Origin of the sequence: Escherichia sp. E10V10 (genome assembly GCF_004211985.1) — a bacterium.
GTDB lineage: Bacteria > Pseudomonadota > Gammaproteobacteria > Enterobacterales > Enterobacteriaceae > Escherichia.
In genome coordinates, this window is the sequence record NZ_RHJO01000013.1 from 71,264 (window position 1) to 93,453 (window position 22,190).

Annotated in this window: 22 protein-coding genes and 1 tRNA gene; 6 read left to right on the forward strand and 17 right to left on the reverse strand. The window is 52.0% G+C overall.

Translation table 11 applies throughout. The features are described 5' to 3' along the window. Positions 1 to 2 precede the first annotated feature (2 nt). From wecA to trxA, 4 genes are all read right to left on the reverse strand, one after another. Positions 3 to 1,106 carry a UDP-N-acetylglucosamine--undecaprenyl-phosphate N-acetylglucosaminephosphotransferase gene (gene wecA / locus D9736_RS15355; protein WP_130219551.1) on the reverse strand — a complete coding sequence of 368 codons (1,104 nt, stop codon included), beginning with the start codon at positions 1,104 to 1,106 and terminating at the stop codon, positions 3 to 5. A gap of 238 nt (positions 1,107 to 1,344) precedes the next feature. Beyond that, positions 1,345 to 2,604, reverse strand: a complete 1,260-nt coding sequence (gene rho / locus D9736_RS15360; protein ID WP_001054527.1) for a transcription termination factor Rho — start codon at positions 2,602 to 2,604, stop codon at positions 1,345 to 1,347. Positions 2,605 to 2,691: 87 nt separating this feature from the next. Further along, positions 2,692 to 2,790, reverse strand: a complete 99-nt coding sequence (gene rhoL / locus D9736_RS15365; protein WP_032145636.1) for a rho operon leader peptide RhoL — start codon at positions 2,788 to 2,790, stop codon at positions 2,692 to 2,694. Between the two features lie 139 nt (positions 2,791 to 2,929). Further along, complete coding sequence (gene trxA, locus D9736_RS15370; RefSeq protein ID WP_064530526.1) at positions 2,930 to 3,259, reverse strand: thioredoxin TrxA; 330 nt, start codon at positions 3,257 to 3,259, stop codon at positions 2,930 to 2,932. 130 nt (positions 3,260 to 3,389) lie between these two features. Here trxA and rhlB point away from each other — a divergent pair, with 130 nt between their 5' ends. Both rhlB and gppA read left to right on the forward strand, forming a co-directional pair. Further along, entirely contained in the window at positions 3,390 to 4,655 is a 1,266-nt protein-coding gene (rhlB, locus tag D9736_RS15375; protein ID WP_130209386.1) for an ATP-dependent RNA helicase RhlB, read from the forward strand. A gap of 135 nt (positions 4,656 to 4,790) precedes the next feature. Continuing rightward, the gene (gppA, locus tag D9736_RS15380) at positions 4,791 to 6,275 is read left to right on the forward strand and encodes a guanosine-5'-triphosphate,3'-diphosphate diphosphatase (protein ID WP_130223411.1); all 1,485 of its coding nucleotides are present in this window, start codon (positions 4,791 to 4,793) and stop codon (positions 6,273 to 6,275) included. 57 nt (positions 6,276 to 6,332) lie between these two features. Here the strand turns inward: gppA and rep are convergent, their stop codons facing one another. Then, complete coding sequence (gene rep, locus D9736_RS15385; protein WP_130258650.1) at positions 6,333 to 8,354, reverse strand: DNA helicase Rep; 2,022 nt, start codon at positions 8,352 to 8,354, stop codon at positions 6,333 to 6,335. An 86-nt stretch (positions 8,355 to 8,440) separates the two neighbouring features. Here rep and ppiC point away from each other — a divergent pair, with 86 nt between their 5' ends. Next, complete coding sequence (gene ppiC, locus D9736_RS15390) at positions 8,441 to 8,722, forward strand: peptidylprolyl isomerase PpiC (RefSeq protein ID WP_001140251.1); 282 nt, start codon at positions 8,441 to 8,443, stop codon at positions 8,720 to 8,722. Between the two features lie 45 nt (positions 8,723 to 8,767). Here ppiC and ilvC read toward each other — a convergent pair whose 3' ends face one another. Next, the gene (gene ilvC, locus D9736_RS15395) at positions 8,768 to 10,243 is read right to left on the reverse strand and encodes a ketol-acid reductoisomerase (protein ID WP_130258651.1); all 1,476 of its coding nucleotides are present in this window, start codon (positions 10,241 to 10,243) and stop codon (positions 8,768 to 8,770) included. Between the two features lie 149 nt (positions 10,244 to 10,392). On the opposite strand from ilvC, the gene ilvY reads away from it, so the two are divergent. Then, positions 10,393 to 11,280, forward strand: a complete 888-nt coding sequence (gene ilvY / locus D9736_RS15400) for an HTH-type transcriptional activator IlvY (RefSeq protein WP_130258652.1) — start codon at positions 10,393 to 10,395, stop codon at positions 11,278 to 11,280. Between the two features lie 2 nt (positions 11,281 to 11,282). Here ilvY and D9736_RS15405 read toward each other — a convergent pair whose 3' ends face one another. The 9 genes from D9736_RS15405 to ilvL form a co-directional block, all read right to left on the reverse strand. Then, positions 11,283 to 11,624: a helix-turn-helix domain-containing protein gene (locus tag D9736_RS15405; RefSeq protein WP_130258653.1), complete on the reverse strand. Its 342-nt coding sequence runs from the start codon at positions 11,622 to 11,624 to the stop codon at positions 11,283 to 11,285. Continuing rightward, positions 11,621 to 11,938 (reverse strand): type II toxin-antitoxin system RelE/ParE family toxin, encoded by a 318-nt coding sequence (locus D9736_RS15410; RefSeq protein WP_165383165.1) that lies wholly within the window; start codon positions 11,936 to 11,938, stop codon positions 11,621 to 11,623. Before D9736_RS15410 ends, D9736_RS15405 begins: the two co-directional genes overlap by 4 nt. Positions 11,939 to 12,243: 305 nt before the next feature. Next, complete coding sequence (gene ilvA / locus D9736_RS15415; protein WP_130258655.1) at positions 12,244 to 13,788, reverse strand: threonine ammonia-lyase, biosynthetic; 1,545 nt, start codon at positions 13,786 to 13,788, stop codon at positions 12,244 to 12,246. A 2-nt stretch (positions 13,789 to 13,790) separates the two neighbouring features. After that, entirely contained in the window at positions 13,791 to 15,641 is a 1,851-nt protein-coding gene (gene ilvD, locus D9736_RS15420) for a dihydroxy-acid dehydratase (RefSeq protein ID WP_130258656.1), read from the reverse strand. Positions 15,642 to 15,705: 64 nt separating this feature from the next. Next, a complete protein-coding gene (ilvE, locus tag D9736_RS15425) occupies positions 15,706 to 16,635 on the reverse strand; it encodes a branched-chain-amino-acid transaminase (RefSeq protein WP_000208520.1) in 930 nt (309 codons plus the stop codon). A gap of 19 nt (positions 16,636 to 16,654) precedes the next feature. Next, positions 16,655 to 16,918, reverse strand: coding sequence for an acetolactate synthase 2 small subunit (gene ilvM, locus D9736_RS15430; protein WP_000983255.1), 264 nt, complete (start codon positions 16,916 to 16,918; stop codon positions 16,655 to 16,657). Beyond that, positions 16,915 to 18,561: an acetolactate synthase 2 catalytic subunit gene (gene ilvG, locus D9736_RS15435; protein ID WP_130258657.1), complete on the reverse strand. Its 1,647-nt coding sequence runs from the start codon at positions 18,559 to 18,561 to the stop codon at positions 16,915 to 16,917. Before ilvG ends, ilvM begins: the two co-directional genes overlap by 4 nt. Before the next feature lie 2 nt (positions 18,562 to 18,563). Continuing rightward, positions 18,564 to 18,614: a peptide IlvX gene (ilvX, locus tag D9736_RS15440; RefSeq protein ID WP_130258659.1), complete on the reverse strand. Its 51-nt coding sequence runs from the start codon at positions 18,612 to 18,614 to the stop codon at positions 18,564 to 18,566. Between the two features lie 86 nt (positions 18,615 to 18,700). After that, entirely contained in the window at positions 18,701 to 18,799 is a 99-nt protein-coding gene (gene ilvL / locus D9736_RS15445) for an ilv operon leader peptide (RefSeq protein WP_001311244.1), read from the reverse strand. Positions 18,800 to 19,149: 350 nt separating this feature from the next. On the opposite strand from ilvL, the gene D9736_RS15450 reads away from it, so the two are divergent. Continuing rightward, positions 19,150 to 20,670, forward strand: coding sequence for a YifB family Mg chelatase-like AAA ATPase (locus D9736_RS15450; protein WP_130258658.1), 1,521 nt, complete (start codon positions 19,150 to 19,152; stop codon positions 20,668 to 20,670). A 24-nt stretch (positions 20,671 to 20,694) separates the two neighbouring features. On the opposite strand, the gene maoP is transcribed toward D9736_RS15450, so the two are convergent. After that, positions 20,695 to 21,033, reverse strand: coding sequence for a macrodomain Ori organization protein MaoP (maoP, locus tag D9736_RS15455; protein ID WP_000841001.1), 339 nt, complete (start codon positions 21,031 to 21,033; stop codon positions 20,695 to 20,697). Between the two features lie 118 nt (positions 21,034 to 21,151). Here maoP and hdfR point away from each other — a divergent pair, with 118 nt between their 5' ends. Next, on the forward strand, positions 21,152 to 21,991 hold the full coding sequence (gene hdfR / locus D9736_RS15460; RefSeq protein WP_130219563.1) for an HTH-type transcriptional regulator HdfR: 840 nt from the start codon (positions 21,152 to 21,154) through the stop codon (positions 21,989 to 21,991). Between the two features lie 95 nt (positions 21,992 to 22,086). On the opposite strand, the gene D9736_RS15465 is transcribed toward hdfR, so the two are convergent. Then, positions 22,087 to 22,162: transfer RNA gene (locus D9736_RS15465), tRNA-Trp, on the reverse strand. Between the last annotated feature and the right edge of the window lie 28 nt (positions 22,163 to 22,190).

Sequence of the window (22,190 nt, forward strand, 5' to 3'; positions counted from 1 at the left end):
TTTTATTTGGTTAAATTAGGGCTGCCATCACGGTTTCTGCGCAGTCGACGTTTCACGCGTTTGATGAAGCGAGCAACCTTCCAGGCACGCTTAATGCAATAGCCATAGAGGAAGAATGCTAGCAAAAAGAGCACCAGCATGACCCATTCCGGGACAAAATGAGAATATTCTGCCAGTACGCCAATAGAAGCGAGCAGCGCTGCAGCAAGGGTAATCAACACAAACGCCTGACGAGAAGTAAATCCAGCGCGCATGATCAAATGATGAATGTGCTGTCGGTCAGGTGAGAATGGACTCATGCCTTTACGCAAACGACGATACATAATCGCCACCATGTCCATCAGCGGGATAGCAATGATCCATAAGGCGGTAACCGGGCTGATTGGATGTGTGGCTCCCTGGGTAGTTTCCAACAGGATCCAGATAACAGTAAAACCAATCAACGTACTACCCGCATCGCCCATAAAGACTTTGTAGCGACGCCCCAGAATACCAAGGTTTAGCATGATATAAGGCAGGATGGCGGCGATCATGGCAAAGCACCAGATAGCGAGGCTGGTTTGCCCGTCGAACCACAAAATCATACCGATTGCCGCAAACGAGACACAGGATAACCCGCCCAGCAAGCCATCAATACCATCGACCATGTTGAAGGCATTAATCGCCGCCCAGACAGCAAACAGCGTCAGAAAGTAACCAAACGGTCCGAGCACCATCTCCCAGGAGCCAAAGATATATCCAAGGCTACTGAGATAAAGCTTCCCGAACACCATCATAACGACGCCAATGATAGCTTGTATGGTAGCGCGGATTTTTACGCTGATATCAAAACGGTCATCCAGCGCGCCGATGAACACAAGGACACCGGCACAAGCCAGGTAGAGAGCTGCATGTGGAATATAGTAATCGACAATTCCGAACGTGAAGCAAATCCCTGCGTAAACCGAAATACCCCCAACGAGCGGTATCAATCCCTGGTGACGTTTGCGGAAGTTAGGTTTATCCACTAAACCGACTTTTTTTGCCACCTTGCGGGCAAAAAACAGAAACAGTGTCGTGAATAAAAAAATACTGATGAGATCAGTACTCACTGTCAGTAAATTCACAATGCATGCTCTCAGAGAAAATTATTAGCTGAAGTATACCCACGAAGACCTTTATTCAGAAGGGAAACTACTTTCTGAATCTCTCAGAAATGAGCAAAAATCAACCAATTGATATGTAAATCGCATAAAACACCCGCAAAAACCAGGAATTTTCACACCATCACAGGTATACCGCTAAGATTACAGATATAAAAGCAAAACGCCACGTAAACACGTGGCGTTTTGCTGTAACACTAACTTATGAGCGTTTCATCATCTCGAAGAAATCATCATTGGTCTTGGTCATCGCAAGCTTATTAATGAGGAATTCCATTGCGTCGATTTCGCCCATCGGGTGAATGATTTTGCGCAGGATCCACATTTTCTGCAGCTCTTCCTGAGTGGTAAGCAACTCTTCTTTACGCGTACCAGAACGGTTGTAGTCGATTGCCGGGAAGACGCGTTTTTCAGCGATTTTACGAGAGAGGTGCAGTTCCATGTTACCTGTACCTTTAAACTCTTCGTAGATAACTTCGTCCATTTTGGAGCCGGTATCGATTAGCGCCGTTGCAATGATGGTCAGGCTGCCGCCCTCTTCCACATTACGTGCTGCGCCGAAGAAGCGTTTCGGACGATGCAGGGCGTTGGCGTCCACACCACCAGTTAACACTTTACCGGAAGCCGGTACGACGGTGTTGTAGGCACGAGCCAGACGAGTGATGGAGTCGAGCAGAATAATAACGTCTTTCTTATGCTCAACCAGGCGTTTTGCCTTCTCGATCACCATTTCCGCAACCTGAACGTGGCGAGATGCTGGTTCGTCGAAGGTAGAAGCAACAACTTCACCTTTAACCAGACGCTGCATCTCGGTCACTTCTTCCGGGCGTTCGTCAATCAGCAGAACCATCAGTACGCAGTCTGGATGGTTGTAAGCGATGCTCTGAGCAATGTTCTGCAGCAGCATGGTTTTACCCGCTTTTGGCGGTGCCACAATCAGACCACGTTGCCCACGACCGATAGGCGATGCCAGATCCAGTACGCGTGCGGTTAAATCTTCGGTAGAACCGTTACCTCGTTCCATACGCAGACGAGAGTTTGCGTGCAGCGGCGTTAAGTTCTCAAAGAGGATTTTGTTACGGGCGTTTTCTGGTTTGTCGAAGTTAACTTCGTTAACCTTCAGCAGCGCAAAATAGCGTTCACCTTCTTTCGGCGGGCGAATCTTACCAGAGATGGTATCACCAGTGCGGAGGTTGAAACGGCGGATTTGGCTAGGAGAAACGTAGATGTCATCAGGGCCGGCGAGGTAGGAGCTGTCTGCGGAACGGAGGAAACCAAATCCATCCTGCAATATCTCCAGTACGCCATCACCAAAGATATCTTCGCCACTCTTTGCGTGCTGCTTCAGGATGGCAAAAATAATGTCCTGCTTACGCATACGAGCCAGGTTTTCCAGCCCCATATTTTCGCCGAGAGTGATCAGCTCAGAAACCGGCGTATTCTTTAATTCGGTAAGATTCATAGTGGTGTGAGTTCTTAAACTTGGGGTAAATCTCGAACTTAATGTTGTGAATGGTATGGCAGGATCATCCATGCCTGTTTACGGTCATCAACTCATGTCTTTTCGCTGTCTGGTCACAGGAGAGTACGCAGAACTGAAACGACAAGACGGATTGAGTGACGAGCCAGAAATCTGTTCACTTCGCATTTAAGAAAAACAGGAAGCGTTGGATATTACAAGATTCAAACTTAATAAGGTATGTTTAATACGAAGTCAACATTAAGTTAGCATGACTCACGCCGGGCGTCCAGTTTTTAGCGACGGGGCACCCGAACATGAAATTCCCTTACGCCAGGTTAGCGTCGAGGAACTCTTTCAACTGACCTTTAGACAGTGCGCCCACTTTGGTTGCGGCCAATTCGCCGTTTTTGAACAGCAGCAGAGTCGGGATACCACGGATGCCATATTTCGGCGCAGTGCCAGGGTTTTGATCGATGTTCAGTTTTGCAACAGTCAGTTTGCCCTGATATTCGTCAGCGATTTCATCCAGAATCGGGGCGATCATTTTGCACGGACCGCACCACTCTGCCCAGAAATCAACGAGGATCGCCCCGTCCGCTTTGAGAACATCCGTGTCAAAACTGTCGTCAGTCAGGTGAATAATTTTATCGCTCATATATAACTCCACAGGAATAAGCCTGGCGTGTTGGTTTCGTTGTTGGTGTAACATTAACCAACTAAAGGTTGACTTTATTTCACCGGATACGCTTTCGTAAAGCAATAGTAAGCTGATATTCTACCACACTATGAGCAAAACACATTTAACAGAACAGAAGTTTTCCGACTTCGCCCTGCATCCGAAAGTTGTAGAAGCCCTTGAAAAAAAAGGGTTTCATAACTGTACGCCCATTCAGGCACTGGCCCTTCCGCTAACGCTGGTGGGTCGTGACGTAGCCGGGCAGGCGCAAACCGGTACCGGAAAAACGATGGCGTTTCTTACGTCAACGTTTCATTATCTTCTCTCTCATCCCGCGATTGCCGATCGCAAGGTGAATCAACCGCGTGCCTTAATTATGGCACCGACGCGTGAACTTGCTGTGCAGATCCACGCCGATGCGGAACCACTGGCGCAAGCTACTGGCCTGAAATTGGGTCTGGCTTACGGTGGCGACGGCTACGACAAACAGCTGAAAGTGCTGGAAAGCGGCGTTGACATTTTGATTGGCACTACGGGTCGTTTGATCGACTACGCCAAACAGAACCACATCAACCTCGGCGCCATTCAGGTAGTGGTGCTGGACGAAGCCGATCGTATGTACGATCTGGGCTTTATTAAAGATATCCGCTGGCTGTTCCGCCGTATGCCGCCTGCAAACCAGCGTCTCAACATGCTGTTCTCCGCCACGCTTTCGTACCGGGTACGTGAACTGGCGTTCGAGCAGATGAACAATGCCGAATATATTGAAGTGGAACCGGAACAGAAAACGGGCCACCGCATTAAAGAAGAACTTTTCTACCCTTCTAATGAAGAAAAGATGCGTTTATTGCAAACGCTGATCGAAGAAGAGTGGCCAGACAGAGCGATTATTTTCGCCAACACCAAACATCGTTGTGAAGAGATCTGGGGTCACCTGGCGGCAGATGGTCATCGTGTTGGCCTGTTAACGGGTGATGTAGCGCAGAAAAAACGTCTGCGTATTCTTGATGAATTTACCCGTGGTGATTTGGATATTCTGGTTGCCACCGATGTTGCCGCGCGTGGCCTGCATATCCCGGCTGTGACGCACGTCTTTAACTACGATTTACCCGATGACTGTGAAGATTACGTTCACCGTATTGGTCGTACAGGTCGCGCTGGCGCAAGTGGTCATTCCATCAGCCTGGCATGTGAAGAGTATGCATTGAATTTGCCTGCTATTGAGACCTATATTGGTCACTCAATTCCGGTAAGCAAATACAATCCGGACGCATTGATGACCGATCTGCCAAAACCGCTGCGCCTCACGCGCCCACGTACAGGCAATGGTCCGCGTCGTACTGGCGCTCCGCGTAATCGTCGTCGTTCAGGTTAAATAAAAAATGTCATACTCAAAATCATTCAAACTGTATCAAGATGGCAAGAGAATGAATCCCGACGAGCTTACTGTAGTAAGTGATTCAGGTGAAAGAACGCAGCCAACGCAGAGACAGATTGAAGGATGAAGAGTATGGGTTCCACCTCGTCGCTTTATGCCGCTATTGATCTCGGTTCGAATAGTTTTCATATGCTGGTTGTGCGCGAGGTGGCTGGCAGTATCCAGACGCTGACGCGAATTAAACGCAAAGTGCGTCTGGCTGCTGGCCTGAACAGCGAAAATGCCCTGTCTAATGAAGCAATGGAGCGCGGCTGGCAATGCCTGCGCCTGTTTGCTGAACGTTTGCAAGATATCCCTCCCTCGCAAATTCGCGTTGTCGCCACGGCGACGTTACGTCTTGCCGTCAATGCTGGTGATTTCATCGCAAAAGCGCAGGAAATCCTTGGCTGTCCGGTACAGGTCATTAGCGGTGAAGAGGAAGCACGCCTGATTTATCAGGGCGTTGCTCACACCACTGGCGGTGCAGATCAGCGCCTGGTGGTAGATATCGGCGGCGCCAGTACTGAACTGGTAACCGGCACCGGCGCACAAACGACGTCCTTGTTCAGCCTGTCTATGGGCTGCGTTACCTGGCTTGAGCGCTATTTTGCCGATCGTAATCTGGGGCAAGAAAACTTTGTCGCAGCCGAACAAGCCGCGCGCGAAGTGCTACGTCCAGTTGCCGATGAATTGCGCTATCACGGCTGGAAGGTGTGCGTTGGTGCTTCCGGCACCGTGCAGGCTTTGCAGGAAATCATGATGGCGCAGGGTATGGATGAACGCATTACCCTGGCGAAATTGCAGCAACTGAAACAGCGCGCTATTCACTGTGGCAGGCTGGAAGAGCTGGAAATCGAAGGGCTGACGCTGGAACGCGCGTTAGTATTCCCAAGTGGTCTGGCGATCCTGATAGCCATTTTTACCGAGCTGAATATCCAGTGTATGACGCTGGCCGGCGGCGCACTGCGTGAAGGCCTGGTTTACGGCATGTTACATCTGGCGGTCGAGCAGGATATTCGCAGCCGAACACTGCGTAATATTCAACGTCGCTTTATGATTGATACCGATCAAGCACAGCGTGTGGCTAAACTTGCCGCTAACTTGTTCGATCAGGTCGAAAATACCTGGCATCTTGAAGCGATTAGCCGCGATTTACTGATCAGCGCCTGTCAGCTTCATGAAATTGGCCTTAGCGTTGACTTCAAACAAGCGCCGCAACATGCCGCTTATCTGGTGCGTAACCTGGATCTTCCTGGTTTTACCCCCGCGCAGAAAAAGCTGCTGGCGACGTTATTACTCAACCAGACGAATCCGGTCGATCTCTCATCGCTGCATCAGCAAAATGCCGTACCGCCGCGCGTCGCAGAACAACTCTGTCGTTTACTGCGCCTCGCCATCATTTTTGCCAGCCGTCGTCGTGATGATTTAGTACCAGATATTAAATTACAGGCCGATCATGAGCAGTTGACCTTAACGCTGCCACAAGGTTGGCTGACCCAGCATCCGCTGGGTACAGAGGTTATCGATCAGGAAAGCCAGTGGCAGAGCTATGTCCACTGGCCGCTGGAAGTGCATTAACGTGCAAGGTGCTGGATGCGATACTGACGCATCTTTTCCGGCTTCCCCAGGGAGTGATTATTTCCCTCGTTTTGCCGCCATCATCGCTTTCAGATTCGCCAGATGGCTTTGCCCTTTCTGCATCCGTTCTTCGGCGCTGACCACTTTACGCTCTTGTTCCCAAATCAGATCATCCTGCGGCAGCTCCAGCAAAAAGCGGCTCGGCTCCGGGCGCACCAGTTCGCCGTACTGACGGCGTTCTTTACACAGCGTAAAGGTCAATTCCTTCTGGGCGCGGGTGATGCCGACATAGGCCAGCCGCCGCTCCTCATCGATATTGTCTTCATCGATGCTGCTCTGGTGCGGCAAAAATCCTTCTTCCATACCGACCATGTAGACATAGGGAAACTCCAGCCCTTTCGACGCGTGCAGAGTCATCAGTTGCACCTGATCCAGCTCTTCCTCGCTTTCCCCCCGCTCCATCATGTCGCGCAGAGTAAAGCGCGTCACCACCTGGGTTAACGTCATCGGCTCATCCAGTTCGCTGCCTTCCAGCATCTCCGTCATCCAGCTAAATAACTGGTTAACGTTCTTCATGCGCATTTCGGCGGCTTTCGGGCTGGGCGATGTTTCGTACAGCCAGGATTCATAATCCATGCCGTGGATCAGATCACGCACCGCGGCAATCGGCTCCCGCTCCGCCAGACGCTGGATTTCTGCCAACCAGTGAGTGAAGCGGGTCAATGCTTCATAACCACGTCCGCTAAGCGTCTGACTCAGGCCCATATCAAAGCTGGCGGTAAACATGCTTTTATTGCGCGTCATCGCCCACTCACCCAGCTTTTTCAGCGTCGCCGGGCCAATCTCTCGCTTCGGCGTGTTGACGATACGCAGAAATGCGCTGTCATCGTCCGGGTTAGTCAGCACGCGCAGATAAGCCAGCAAGTCCTTGATTTCAGGACGAGAGAAAAACGACGTACCACCAGATATTTTGTACGGGATGCGGTTTTGCATCAGGAATTTTTCAAACACCCGCGACTGATGGTTGCCGCGATAGAGAATGGCGTAATCTTTGTACTGCGTTTTATTGACGAAGTGATGCGCAATCAGTTCACCGGTGACGCGCTCGGCTTCATGTTCTTCGTTATTCGCGCTTAATACTTTTAGCTCCGCGCCGTAGCCCAGTTCGGAGAACAGACGCTTTTCAAAGACGTGCGGGTTATTGGCGATCAGAATATTCGCCGCTTTCAGAATACGCCCGGAAGAGCGGTAGTTCTGCTCGAGTTTAATCACCTTCAACGCCGGAAAATCCTGGCTTAACAGCACCAGGTTTTGCGGACGTGCGCCGCGCCAGGAGTAGATCGACTGGTCATCATCACCCACCACGGTAAAGCGCGCGCGGCTGCCCACCAGCAGTTTCACCAGTTCATACTGGCTGGTGTTGGTGTCCTGATACTCATCCACCAGCAGGTAGCGAATTTTGTTCTGCCAGCGCTCACGTACTTCTTCATTGCGTTGCAGAAGTAGCGTCGGCAATAAAATCAGATCGTCGAAGTCGAGAACATTGCACGCTTTCAGGTGCGCATCATACAGTCCATAACAATGGGCAAAAATTCGATTCCGCTCGCCCTTTGCCTCTGCCGCCGCCTGCGCCGGTGTTTTGAGATCGTTCTTCCAGTTGGAGATGGTCGAAATTAGCTGTTGCAAGAGAACTTTGTCATCTTCGATCAGCCCTTCGGTCAACTCTTTAAGCAAAGCAAGCTGATCGGTATCGTCAAACAACGAGAAGTTCGCCTTCATCCCCAATGCTGCATACTCGCGTTTGATGATATCCAGCCCCAGCGTGTGGAAGGTGGAGATCATCAGCCCGCGCGCCTCTTTACGCCCCAGCGTCTGCCCGACACGCTCTTTCATCTCGCGCGCCGCCTTATTGGTAAAGGTCACCGCCGCGATATGTCGCGCCTGATAACCGCAACCGCGGATCAGATGGGCGATTTTATTGGTGATAACACGAGTTTTACCGGAACCCGCGCCCGCCAGCACCAGGCAAGGGCCGGTAACGAATTCGACAGCTTGTTGTTGGCCGGGGTTTAGACGCATAGGAAAATCGCTCAATGAAAGTCGGGAGGGGAAAATAACAGCGTGGTAGTATAGCCAGCCTCATCCTTACCACTCAAGGCACGATCATGGCAAAAACAGCAGCAGCACTGCATATCCTTGTAAAAGAAGAGAAACTGGCTCTGGATCTTCTCGAGCAGATTAAGAACGGTGCCGATTTCGGCAAGCTGGCGAAGAAACACTCCATTTGCCCGTCAGGCAAACGCGGCGGTGATTTAGGTGAATTCCGCCAGGGTCAGATGGTTCCGGCGTTCGATAAAGTGGTGTTCTCTTGTCCGGTACTGGAGCCAACCGGCCCGCTGCACACCCAGTTCGGTTACCACATCATTAAGGTGCTGTACCGTAACTAATAGCAAGGCCTTCTCCGGGAGAAGGCCTTGAACTCTGAATCGCTATTATCCCGCAACAGCAATACGTTTCATATCCGTCATATAGCCGCGCAGTTTCTTACCTACCTGCTCAATCGCATGACCGCGAATGGCTTCATTCACATCACGCAGCTGCGCGTTATCTACCGCGCCTTCCGGAATAGCTTTACCCAAATCGCCCGGTTGCAGCTCTGCCATAAACGGTTTCAGCTGCGGCACACAGGCGTAAGAGAACAGATAGTTACCGTACTCGGCGGTATCAGAGATAACCACGTTCATTTCGTACAGACGCTTACGGGCGATGGTGTTGGCAATCAGCGGCAGTTCGTGCAGTGATTCATAGTAAGCAGACTCTTCAATGATGCCGGAATCAACCATGGTTTCGAACGCCAGTTCAACGCCCGCTTTCACCATTGCGATCATCAGTACGCCTTTATCGAAGTACTCCTGCTCGCCGATTTTGCCTTCATACTGCGGCGCGGTTTCAAACGCGGTTTTGCCGGTCTCTTCACGCCAGGTCAGCAGTTTCTTATCATCGTTGGCCCAGTCCGCCATCATGCCGGAGGAGAATTCGCCGGAGATGATGTCGTCCATATGTTTCTGGAACAGCGGTGCCATGATCTCTTTCAGCTGTTCAGAGAGCGCGTAAGCACGCAGTTTCGCCGGGTTAGAGAGACGGTCCATCATCAGCGTGATGCCGCCCTGTTTCAGCGCTTCGGTGATGGTTTCCCAGCCGAACTGAATCAGTTTTTCTGCGTATGCCGGGTCGGTGCCTTCTTCCACCAGCTTGTCGAAGCACAGCAGCGAGCCAGCCTGCAACATACCGCACAGAATGGTTTGCTCGCCCATCAGGTCAGATTTCACTTCCGCAACGAAGGACGATTCCAGCACGCCCGCACGGTGACCACCGGTTGCTGCCGCCCATGCTTTAGCGATCGCCATGCCTTCGCCTTTCGGATCGTTTTCCGGGTGAACGGCAATCAGCGTCGGTACGCCGAATCCACGTTTGTATTCTTCACGCACTTCGGTGCCTGGGCATTTCGGCGCAACCATCACCACGGTGATGTCTTTACGGATCTGCTCGCCCACTTCCACGATGTTGAAACCGTGAGAGTAGCCCAGCGCCGCGCCATCTTTCATCAGGGGCTGTACGGCGCGCACTACGTCAGAGTGCTGCTTGTCTGGCGTCAGGTTAACCACCAGATCCGCCTGCGGGATCAGTTCTTCGTAAGTGCCCACTTTAAAACCATTTTCGGTCGCTTTACGCCAGGATGCGCGCTTTTCGGCAATCGCTTCTTTACGCAGAGCGTAGGAGATATCCAGACCAGAATCACGCATGTTCAGGCCCTGGTTCAGACCCTGTGCGCCACAACCGACGATGACCACTTTTTTACCCTGAAGGTAGCTCGCGCCGTCGGCGAATTCGTCGCGCCCCATAAAGCGACATTTGCCCAGCTGTGCCAGCTGCTGGCGCAGGTTCAGTGTATTGAAGTAGTTAGCCATGGTGATTCCTCGTGATGTTGTGCTTCTTATTGTTCGGTTCGCGTTTGCGAGATTGAATTCACTATATGACAGGAAATTTATTGCGGAAATTGATATATTCACAACGTCACATTGCAATTTCTGCAACGTCAACATTGAGGGCTGCGCCATTGGATTTACGCGATCTGAAAACCTTCCTGCATCTGGCGGAAAGCCGCCATTTTGGCCGTAGCGCGCGGGCGATGCACGTTAGCCCATCCACGCTCTCACGGCAGATTCAGCGCCTGGAAGAAGATCTCGGTCAGCCGCTGTTTGTGCGCGATAACCGCACGGTAACGCTGACGGAAGCGGGCGAAGAACTGCGCGTTTTCGCCCAGCAAACGCTGTTGCAGTATCAGCAATTGCGCCACACCATCGATCAGCAAGGTCCGTCGCTCTCCGGCGAGCTGCATATCTTCTGCTCGGTCACCGCTGCCTACAGCCATCTGCCGCCGATTCTGGATCGCTTCCGCGCGGAACACCCGTCGGTGGAGATCAAACTCACTACCGGTGATGCGGCAGATGCAATGGAAAAAGTGGTCACGGGAGAAGCGGATCTGGCGATTGCGGGTAAACCGGAAACCTTGCCCGGCGCAGTGGCGTTTTCGATGCTGGAGAATCTGGCAGTAGTGCTGATTGCCCCCGCGCTACCCTGCCCGGTGCGTAATCAGGTTTCGGTAGAGAAGCCCGACTGGTCTACAGTGCCGTTTATCATGGCCGATCAAGGACCGGTACGCCGCCGTATTGAACTGTGGTTTCGACGCAATAAAATCAGCAACCCGATGATTTACGCCACGGTTGGCGGGCATGAAGCGATGGTATCGATGGTGGCGCTCGGCTGTGGCGTGGCCTTGTTGCCGGAAGTGGTGCTGGAAAACAGCCCAGAACCGGTGCGTAACCGCGTGATGATTTTAGAGCGCAGCGATGAGAAAACGCCGTTTGAGCTGGGCGTGTGTGCGCAAAAAAAGCGGCTACATGAGCCGCTGATTGAGGCATTCTGGAAGATTTTGCCGAATTAGTTTTATGGCCCCACCATTACCCTAACGGGCTTACCAATACGGCTAAGCATATTCACCAGAGCATCGATGGTGAATTTGCTGCATTTCTTGTTGACGACATCCGAAACGCGCGGCCGTGATATATGTAAAACGGTTGCAACCTCGGCTTGCTTCATCTGGTTTTGCTTAATCCAGAGGGTAATTTCTTCCATGAGCTGTTCTTTGATGACTAACGTGTTTTCGATTTCACTCAGGGAATCAGCGTAAAGCTTTTCTGCTTCCTGCTTATCAAACCCCAAATCAGCAAAAACATTACCGCCAGATGGCGTCACATGGCGAATATCACTATCAGTTTTGGCAATCACAGGCTGTTTCTCCGTTGCTGCACCACCCGGTTATAACGCGTTCTGGCGATGTTTTTATCGTGCTGACTGGTTTGTTGCATCTGTTTCTGAAAGCTATGCAAAACGTAGAACGCTTCTGCAAACTTAGCGACATACATAACGCGATAGATGCCATTGTTGTCACGAACCCGAATTTCATTCACCCCAGCCCCAATTTCTGAAAACGGTTTCCAGTCATCAGGTTCAATTCCATACTGAATTTTGTGAAGCTGATAACCGACTGCTTTACGTACCGTTATGAGAAAAGCCAGGAGATCCTCCAGAGAAGATCCCACCCATCGAATTTCTTTTTCATTGGGGAGAGCTCGGGCGAGTAACATAACATCTTTGCGTATAAAATTTTATACATTGCTTTTAACAGGCGTAAGTGATAGCGGTGCACAAATAACCAAAATGGCGATGCTAACGATATGGTGAGCCGAGTTTCACCACAAGCAGGTTGAGCGCCTTCTGGAAAACGTCTCGCAAAATTGAATGAGTGGATGCTTCGGACTGGCAGAAAAGCCCAATAACTGAGGGAAGATCATATCTGGATATTAGGCCCACTTTACTTTGTGGGCCTGAAAACCGAAACGCTGAGTTAACCCGCCAAAAAGAACCTGAACGCCGGGTTATTGGTTTCGTCGTGGCAATCGTAGCCCAGCTCATTCAGCCGCGTTTCGAAATCCGGTTCATGATCGCCAAGTTCGAACGCCGCCAGCACGCGCCCGTAGTCGGTGCCATGGCTGCGATAGTGGAACAAAGAGATGTTCCAGTGCGTGCCTAATGTGTTGAGGAAGCGCAGCAGCGCACCGGGCGATTCCGGGAATTCGAAGCTGTAGAGGCGTTCCTGCAACGGATGCGATGGACGCCCGCCGACCATATAGCGCACATGTAGCTTCGCCATTTCGTCATCGGAGAGATCAACCACGCTGTAGCCGCCTTCGTTGAGCATCTGCAAAATTTCTTTGCGCTCCTCAAGGCCGCGGCTTAAGCGCACGCCGACAAAAATGCAGGCATTTTTGGCATCTGCAAAGCGATAGTTGAACTCTGTGACCGAGCGCCCACCGAGTAGCTGGCAAAATTTAAGGAAACTGCCTTTTTCTTCCGGAATGGTCACCGCCAGCAATGCTTCACGCTGTTCGCCCAGTTCGCAGCGTTCCGAGACGTAGCGCAGGCCGTGGAAATTGACGTTTGCCCCCGAAAGTACATGCGCCAGTCGTTCGCCGCGAATGTTGTGCTGGGCGATATATTTTTTCATTCCCGCCAGCGCCAACGCGCCAGACGGCTCCGCCACCGCGCGCACATCTTCGAACAGGTCTTTCATCGCCGCACAGATAGCATCGCTATCGACGGTGATGATGTCGTCGAGATACTCCTGGCACAAACGGAAGGTTTCATCGCCGATGCGTTTTACCGCAACGCCTTCGGCGAACAGCCCCACGCGTGGCAGATCAACCGGATGACCCGCATCCAGCGCCGCTTTCAGGCAGGCGGAGTCTTCCGCTTCCACGGCGATCACTTTGATTTGCGGCATCAGCTGTTTAATCAGCACCGCCACGCCCGCCGCCAGGCCGCCGCCGCCGACCGGCACAAATACGCGGTCGAGATGGGCATCCTGCTGGAGCAGTTCCAGCGCTAGCGTGCCCTGCCCGGCAATCACCATCGGATGGTCGAACGGCGGCACCCAGGTGAAGCCCTGCTGCAGTGACAGTTCGATCGCTTTAGCTTTCGCTTCGTCAAAGTTCGCGCCATGAAGCAGCACTTCGCCGCCGAATCCACGTACCGCATCGACTTTGATATCGGCGGTGGCGGTTGGCATGACGATCAGCGCCTTCACGCCTAACCGTGCGGAAGAAAACGCAACGCCCTGCGCGTGGTTACCCGCAGAAGCGGTGATCACGCCGTGCGCTTTCTGTTCTTCCGTCAGGCCCGCCATCATGGCGTATGCGCCGCGCAGCTTAAAGCTGTGCACTGGCTGGCGATCTTCGCGCTTCACCAGAATGACGTTATCAAGACGCGACGAGAGCTTTTCCATTTTTTGTAGCGGCGTGACCTGCGCCGCCTCGTAGACCGGTGCGCGTAGCACCGCTCTTAAATATTCGGCACCTTCCGGGGCGCCGGAGAGAGGTTGTGAGTCAGCCATTATTAACCCCCCAGTTTCGATTTATCGCGCACCGCGCCTTTGTCGGCGCTGGTTGCCAGGCTGGCATAAGCGCGCAGGGCAAAGGAGACCTGACGTTCACGATTTTTCGGCGTCCAGGCCTGGTCGCCACGCGCTTCCTGCGCTTCACGACGCGCGGCAATTTCCTGCTCGCTCAGTTGCAACTGAATGCCGCGATTCGGAATGTCGATTTCGATCAGGTCGCCATCTTCAATGATCGCGATATTGCCCCCGCTTGCCGCTTCCGGTGAAACGTGGCCGATGGAGAGGCCGGAAGTCCCGCCGGAGAAACGGCCATCAGTGATCAGCGCACAGGCTTTGCCGAGGCCCATCGATTTCAGGAAGGTGGTCGGATAGAGCATCTCCTGCATACCCGGCCCGCCTTTCGGACCTTCGTAGCGGATCACCACAACATCGCCCGCGACAACTTTGCCGCCGAGGATCGCTTCTACCGCGTCGTCCTGGCTTTCGTACACTTTCGCCGGGCCGATGAATTTGAGGATGCTGTCATCCACGCCTGCGGTTTTAACGATGCAGCCGTTTTCTGCGAAATTACCGTAGAGCACCGCCAGACCACCGTCTTTGCTGTAGGCGTGTTCCAGCGAGCGGATACAGCCATTTGCGCGATCGTCATCGAGAGAATCCCAACGGCAATCCTGCGAGAATGCCTGTGTAGTACGAATACCCGCCGGGCCAGCGCGGAACATATTTTTCACCGCGTCATCCTGGGTCAGCATAACGTCGTATTGTTCCAGCGTTTGCGGCAAGGTCAGGCCAAGTACGTTTTTCACATCACGGTTCAGTAACCCCGCGCGATCCAGTTCGCCGAGAATGCCGATAACACCACCAGCCCGGTGAACATCTTCCATATGGTATTTTTGGGTACTCGGCGCAACTTTGCATAACTGCGGGACTTTACGCGAAAGCTTGTCGATATCACTCATGGTGAAGTCGATTTCCGCTTCCTGCGCCGCCGCCAGCAGGTGAAGTACCGTGTTGGTAGAACCGCCCATCGCGATATCCAGCGTCATGGCGTTTTCAAACGCCGCCTTACTGGCAATGTTACGCGGCAGCGCAGAGGCATCATCCTGCTCGTAATAGCGTTTAGTCAGTTCAACAATGCGCGTACCAGCGTTGAGGAACAGCTGCTTACGGTCGGCATGGGTTGCCAGCAGCGAGCCGTTGCCCGGCTGCGACAGACCCAGCGCTTCGGTCAGGCAGTTCATTGAGTTAGCGGTAAACATCCCGGAGCAGGAACCGCAGGTTGGGCAGGCGGAACGTTCAACCTGATCGCTCTGGGAGTCAGAGACTTTCGGGTCTGCGCCCTGGATCATCGCATCAACCAGATCGAGCTTGATGATCTGATCGGACAGTTTGGTTTTCCCGGCCTCCATCGGGCCGCCGGAAACAAAGATCACCGGAATATTCAGGCGCAGGGAAGCCATCAGCATCCCCGGGGTGATTTTGTCACAGTTAGAGATGCAGACCATGGCGTCGGCGCAGTGGGCGTTGACCATATACTCAACGGAATCAGCGATCAGTTCGCGAGATGGCAGTGAATAAAGCATCCCCCCGTGGCCCATGGCAATCCCATCATCCACCGCAATGGTGTTGAACTCTTTGGCAACGCCGCCAGCCGCTTCAATTTGTTCGGCGACCAGTTTACCGAGATCGCGCAGATGGACGTGACCCGGTACAAATTGGGTGAACGAGTTCACAACCGCGATAATCGGCTTACCGAAATCAGCGTCGGTCATTCCGGTGGCGCGCCACAGCGCACGAGCACCCGCCATATTACGACCATGAGTGGTGGTGGCGGAACGGTACTTAGGCATACTTTATTTACTCCCAGTGTCTGTCTCGTAAATGGGACGGTGCGTGCCGTCCCATTTTTTGTATTTATTGATTAACTTGATCTAACCAGCCCCATTTATCTTCGGTTTCGCCAGTGAAGAGGCCGAAGAAGGCTTGCTGGATGCGCTTGGTAACCGGGCCGCAACGGCCTTCACCAACCTGAATACCGTCTACACTGCGCACTGGCGTGATTTCTGCCGCCGTACCGGACATAAAGACTTCATCCGCCAGGTACAGAGATTCGCGCGACAGCACCTGCTCACGCACTTCAATTCCCAGCTCTTTCGCCAGTTTGATGATGGCATCACGGGTAATCCCCGGCAGCGCGGAGGAGGTGAACGGTGGGGTGAACAGCACGCCGTCTTTCACTTCAAACAGGTTTTCGCCTGCACCTTCAGAGATGTAGCCATTCACATCCAGCGCGATACCTTCCTGATAACCGTGGCGGCGCGCTTCACTACCCACCAGCAGGGAAGAGAGATAGTTACCACCGGCTTTCGCCGCGGTTGGGATGGTGTTTGGTGCTGCACGGTTCCAGGAGGAAACCATCGCATCGATCCCCTGCTCCAGCGCTTCTGCGCCCAGATACGCTCCCCACGGGAAAGCAGCAATAATCACGTCGGTTGAGTATCCCGCAGGCGGGTTTACGCCCATGCCAACATCACCGACGAAGATCAACGGACGGATATAGGCGCTGGTGAGATTGTTTTTGCGGATCACGTCACGACAAGCTTCCATCAGCTCATCAATGCTCTGCGAAACCGGGAAGCGATAGATTTTGGCGGAGTCATGCAGACGCTGCATATGCTCACGATGGCGGAATACAACCGGTCCTTTGTGCGAGTCGTAGCAACGAATGCCTTCAAAAACCGAAGTGCCATAGTGCAGCGCGTGCGACATCACATGCACCTTCGCGTCTTCCCAGCGAACCATCTCCCCATTGAACCAAATGTAATCAGCTTTCTTCGTGGTCATTTTTATATTCCTTTTGCGCTCAGGCGCGGATTTGTTGTGATGTGGTTGTGCTCTGGCAGATGGCAACGTGTGCGACGTCCACCAGTTTATTTAACTGACTAAACAGTAAGTCGACCGACCGTGGGCTGGCAACGGTCAATTCGATATTTATATTTTGTGCATCGCTGGCGGCGGCCATATTCATTGAGCAGACGTGGAAACCACGATGACGCACCACGCGTAAAACACGTTCTAAGGTTTCTGGATTGAAGCGAGCCGATACATTGACCTGATGTTGCATCATGATAATTTCTCCAACATTTCTGAATTACTGGCGCCAGGCGGCACCAGCGGCCAGACGTTCTCAAGTTCGTCGATTGAGACATGAAGCAGGTATGGCCCATCACTGTTCAGCATGGTGTCGAGTGCCGCTTCAACCTGGTCTTTACGGGTGATGTGTTGGCCAGGGATGCCGAAGGCGCTGGCTAACATGAGGAAATCGGGGTTATCGGTAAGGGTGGTTTCGCTGTATCGCTCCTGGAAAAACAGTTGCTGCCATTGTCGAACCATCCCTAACCGTTGGTTATCGAGTAAGACGATTTTCAACGGTAACTGCTTGCGTTTTACGGTGCCCAGCTCTTGCACATTCATCATGAAAGAGCCGTCACCGGAGATACAGACGACGGTATCGTTCGGTCGCGCGACTTGTGCGCCAACCGCCGCTGGTAAACCAAAACCCATGGTGCCTAAGCCGCTAGAGGTGATGAAATTTTCCGGGCGAGTGTGGGCGATGTGCTGCGCAGCCCACATCTGGTGCTGCCCCACATCTGTGGTCACAACGCAATCCGCAGGTTTACGATCCGACAGTTGTTTTAACAACAACGGCGCGTAGATAGCATCACCGGGATGGTCGTAACGCCAGGCATGTTCATCACGCAGCTGCGCGCAGTATTGCTGCCAGTCATTGATATTTAACGGCTGCTGTAATGCTGGTAACAGAGCATTTAAATCACCCTGTAATGCCACATGCACCTGACGCAGCTTGTTCATTTCTACCGGGTCGATATCCATATGGATAACACTGGCGTGCGGTGCGAAGGTGTTCAGCTTGCCGGTCACCCGGTCATCAAAACGTGCACCTACGGCGATCAGTAAATCACATTCCTGCACCGCGAAGTTCGCCGCTTTGGTGCCGTGCATTCCCAGCATTCCCAGATAGTACGGATAATCCGCTTCAACTGCGCCCAGCCCTTTCAACGTACAGGTGGCAGGCATTTTTGTGGCAGTGAGAAATTCACGCAAAGCGGGAACTGCCTGCGCCATGCCCACGCCACCGCCAACGTACAGCATCGGTTTTTGCGCTTTTGCCAGCATCTGGCGCGCTTGCTCGACTTCGGCATGTGGGAAAGTCACTTCGTTTTCAACGGTGGTGAACCACGGTTCCAGATCGCCGCTGGCTAACTGGATATCTTTTGGAATATCGACCAGAACCGGACCAGGACGACCTGAGCTGGCAACCTCAAACGCTTCGGCCATGATGCGCGGCAACTCTTCCAGCGACTGTACCAGGAAGCTGTGTTTGGTACAGGCTAATGACAATCCCAGGACATCCACTTCCTGAAATGCGTCGGTACCGATGAACGGTGCGGACACCTGACCGGTGATGGCAACGACAGGGATGGAATCTAACAGCGCGTCCGCAAGCCCGGTTATCAGGTTGGTTGCGCCCGGACCAGACGTGGCGATACATACGCCAGTTTTGCCAGTAGCACGGGCATAGCCGATAGCCGCCATTGCCGCTCCCTGCTCATGTCGGCACAGCAAGTGCTCCACGCCGCCGTCATACAATGCATCGTAAACCGGCATAATTGCGCCACCCGGATAACCGAAAACGGTATTCACACCCTGTGCCCGCAACGCATGTACCACCCACTGTGCGCCATTCATAGTTAGTTCCCCGTACTGAATCTTGAGAAACAGAATTTTGTGCTGTTATTCATTGTCTGCTCCTCGGTTATATTTTTAAGGTCAAAAAAAACCCCCGGACCTTTCGGTGCGGGGGTCTTAGTTCGTTAAGGCTTGATCTCTAAGCCTTTCCTCGTCCAAGTGCAGCCCCGCACGGTGGGATAATAATCACCACCACGCTAATCACGACCAGGCTAATCACTCGTAGAAGGGCTGTCATTTTGTCTTTTCTTGCATCTTGTTCGAAGGAATGCCTAAAGAGTTACCATAGATTTTGCGAATGGCACAAGATATTTTTTAATCACGTTTTGTTGTATTCCCAATCATTTCGATAAAAACCATTGTTTTTTATATAAAAAAAGGTGAGTGAAAAAAATTCAATTTCCGTATATTTCTTGCCCTCACCCAGAGGCTAATTTTTTTACTTCTCATTTTTGCGAGAGTTATTCCATCACTCATACAACTCAGATCACGTTGCATAAATAAACGGGAATCAGCCGCTAATTAACGCAATTTGGCAGACTACAGCAGTGATCTCTTATGCACATAATGGTGGCTCAAGGAGGGCTTATGTCACTGTCAATTGTTCATACTCGTGCGGCTCTGAGGGTAAACGCTCCCCCGATCACTGTTGAGGTTCATATCAGTAAAGGTCTACCAGGATTAACGATGGTGGGCTTACCAGAAACAACGGTAAAAGAAGCACGCGATCGCGTGCGCAGCGCCATTATCAATAGCGGATATGAATATCCGGCAAAAAAAATCACCATTAACCTTGCACCAGCCGACCTGCCGAAAGAAGGAGGGCGATATGATTTACCTATCGCTGTTGCTTTGCTGGCAGCCTCTGAACAGCTTACAGCCAATAAGTTGCATGAATATGAATTAGTCGGGGAACTGGCGCTTACAGGCGCTCTGCGCGGCGTTCCTGGCGCAATCTCCAGTGCAACTGAAGCCATTAAGTCGGGCAGAAAAATTATCGTCGCGAAAGATAACGAAGATGAAGTGGGGCTAATTAACGGTGAAGGATGCCTGATAGCCGATCATCTGCAGGCTGTCTGTGCGTTTCTGGAAGGTAAGCATGCTCTCGAACGCCCGTCACCAACTGATGTTGCATCCCGGATATTACAACATGATCTCAGTGATGTTGTCGGTCAGGAGCAAGGAAAGCGAGGGCTGGAAATTACCGCCGCAGGGGGCCACAACCTTTTACTGATTGGGCCACCAGGAACAGGTAAAACAATGCTCGCCAGCCGTATTAATGGCCTGTTGCCAGATTTAAGCAATGAAGAAGCTCTGGAAAGTGCCGCAATATTAAGCCTGGTGAGTGCCGAGTCAGTGCAAAAACAATGGCGGCAGCGCCCGTTCCGCTCACCGCATCACAGTGCGTCGTTAACTGCGATGGTAGGCGGTGGCGCAATTCCCGGGCCTGGTGAAATTTCGCTGGCGCATAACGGCGTGCTTTTTCTTGATGAGCTACCTGAATTTGAACGGCGTACACTGGATGCCTTGCGGGAACCCATTGAGTCTGGGCAGATCCATCTTTCACGCACGCGAGCCAAAATAACCTATCCAGCCCGTTTCCAGCTTGTTGCGGCGATGAATCCCAGCCCTACCGGACATTATCAGGGAAACCATAACCGCTGCACACCAGAACAGACATTACGTTATCTCAACCGACTCTCTGGTCCCTTTCTTGACCGCTTTGACCTCTCACTGGAGATCCCACTACCGCCCCCCGGCATTTTGAGTAAAACGGTAGTACCGGGAGAAAGCAGCGCCACCGTTAAACAACGTGTAATGGCCGCCAGAGAGCGCCAATTTAAGCGGCAGAATAAACTGAATGCCTGGCTGGATAGCCCGGAAATACGCCAATTCTGCAAGCTTGAGAGCGCAGATGCGCAGTGGCTGGAAGAAACGCTGATCCATCTGGGATTATCGATTCGTGCCTGGCAGCGGTTACTGAAAGTTGCACGAACCATTGCTGATATTGATCAATCTGACATTATCACACGCCAGCATTTGCAGGAGGCAGTTAGCTATCGTGCGATTGACCGCTTGCTCATCCATTTGCAAAAACTGCTGACATAAAAAAAGGGCATTTCGCCCTTTTTATTAATCGTCGGAATCGGTGTAGTCTTCAGCTCCTTCAACCTGCGGTTTACCGCCGGAAAGGGTATGAAAACGTTTTGGACGCTTAATACGCGTCATATACTTGGACCACACGCGTTCTGCTTCTGTCACTGGCTCACGTTCGCCACGGCATACTGCTACGAAGAGTTTCTCTTCCTCGGTAACCGGCTCGCGTTTGCCGAGATCCAGCTCATTGAAGGCATAACCATGACGTTCAAGCAGTTGTGCCTCTTTGATGGTGAAATCACCATGACGAGAGAATCCACGTGGATAATGTTTATTGTCGAAATATCGATTAGTCGTCGTAAAGCTTTCCGCCATCCTGCACGCTCCTAATTCTTTGACCGAGCTAGTTATGGCGCGGAGTATTAGTTACGCTTGACAGAGTGTAAAACAAAACATTTAAATCATAACGACAAATAATTTTGCGGAGAGCACTGTGGATACGGAATTGTTAAAAACTTTCCTGGAAGTTAGCCGAACGCGTCACTTTGGTCGAGCGGCTGAATCGCTCTATCTGACCCAATCAGCCGTGAGCTTTCGAATCAGACAACTGGAAAATCAACTGGGTGTGAATCTTTTCACCCGCCACAGAAACAATATCCGTTTAACCGCTGCCGGAGAAAAGCTTCTGCCTTATGCAGAAACGCTAATGAGCACCTGGCAGGCCGCCCGCAAGGAGGTGGCGCATACCTCACGACATAATGAGTTTTCTATTGGTGCCAGCGCCTCGCTGTGGGAGTGTATGCTTAATCAGTGGCTGGGGCGCTTGTATCAGAATCAGGATGCCCACACAGGCCTGCAATTTGAAGCGCGGATTGCCCAACGACAGTCTCTGGTAAAACAGCTACATGAACGTCAACTTGATCTTCTTATTACCACTGAAGCGCCCAAAATGGACGAATTTAGTAGCCAGTTATTGGGACATTTCACTTTAGCGCTCTATGCCAGCGCCCCCTCTAAGTTAAAGGGTGATCTTAACTATCTGCGTCTGGAATGGGGACCGGATTTTCAACAGCATGAGGCAGGTTTGATCGGTGCTGATGAAGTTCCTATCCTGACAACCAGTTCTGCTGAACTGGCACAACAACAGATTGAAATGCTTAATGGCTGCACCTGGCTACCGGTAAGTTGGGCGCGCAAAAAAGGCGGTTTGCATACTGTTGTCGACAGTACAACACTTTCACGGCCGCTCTATGCCATATGGCTGCAAAATAGCGACAAACACGCGCTGATTCGAGATCTATTGAAAATTAACGTACTGGATGAAGTGTATTAATCTGAATGGCTGGCAAGGACGCCGGTGGAAGGATTTACTTCGGAGAGGGTTATTTTAGATAAAAAAAATCCTTAGCTTTCGCTAAGGATGATTTCTGGCAGGGGCGGAGAGACTCGAACTCCCAACACCCGGTTTTGGAGACCGGTGCTCTACCAATTGAACTACGCCCCTAATTAGGGTGGCGGAACGGACGGGACTC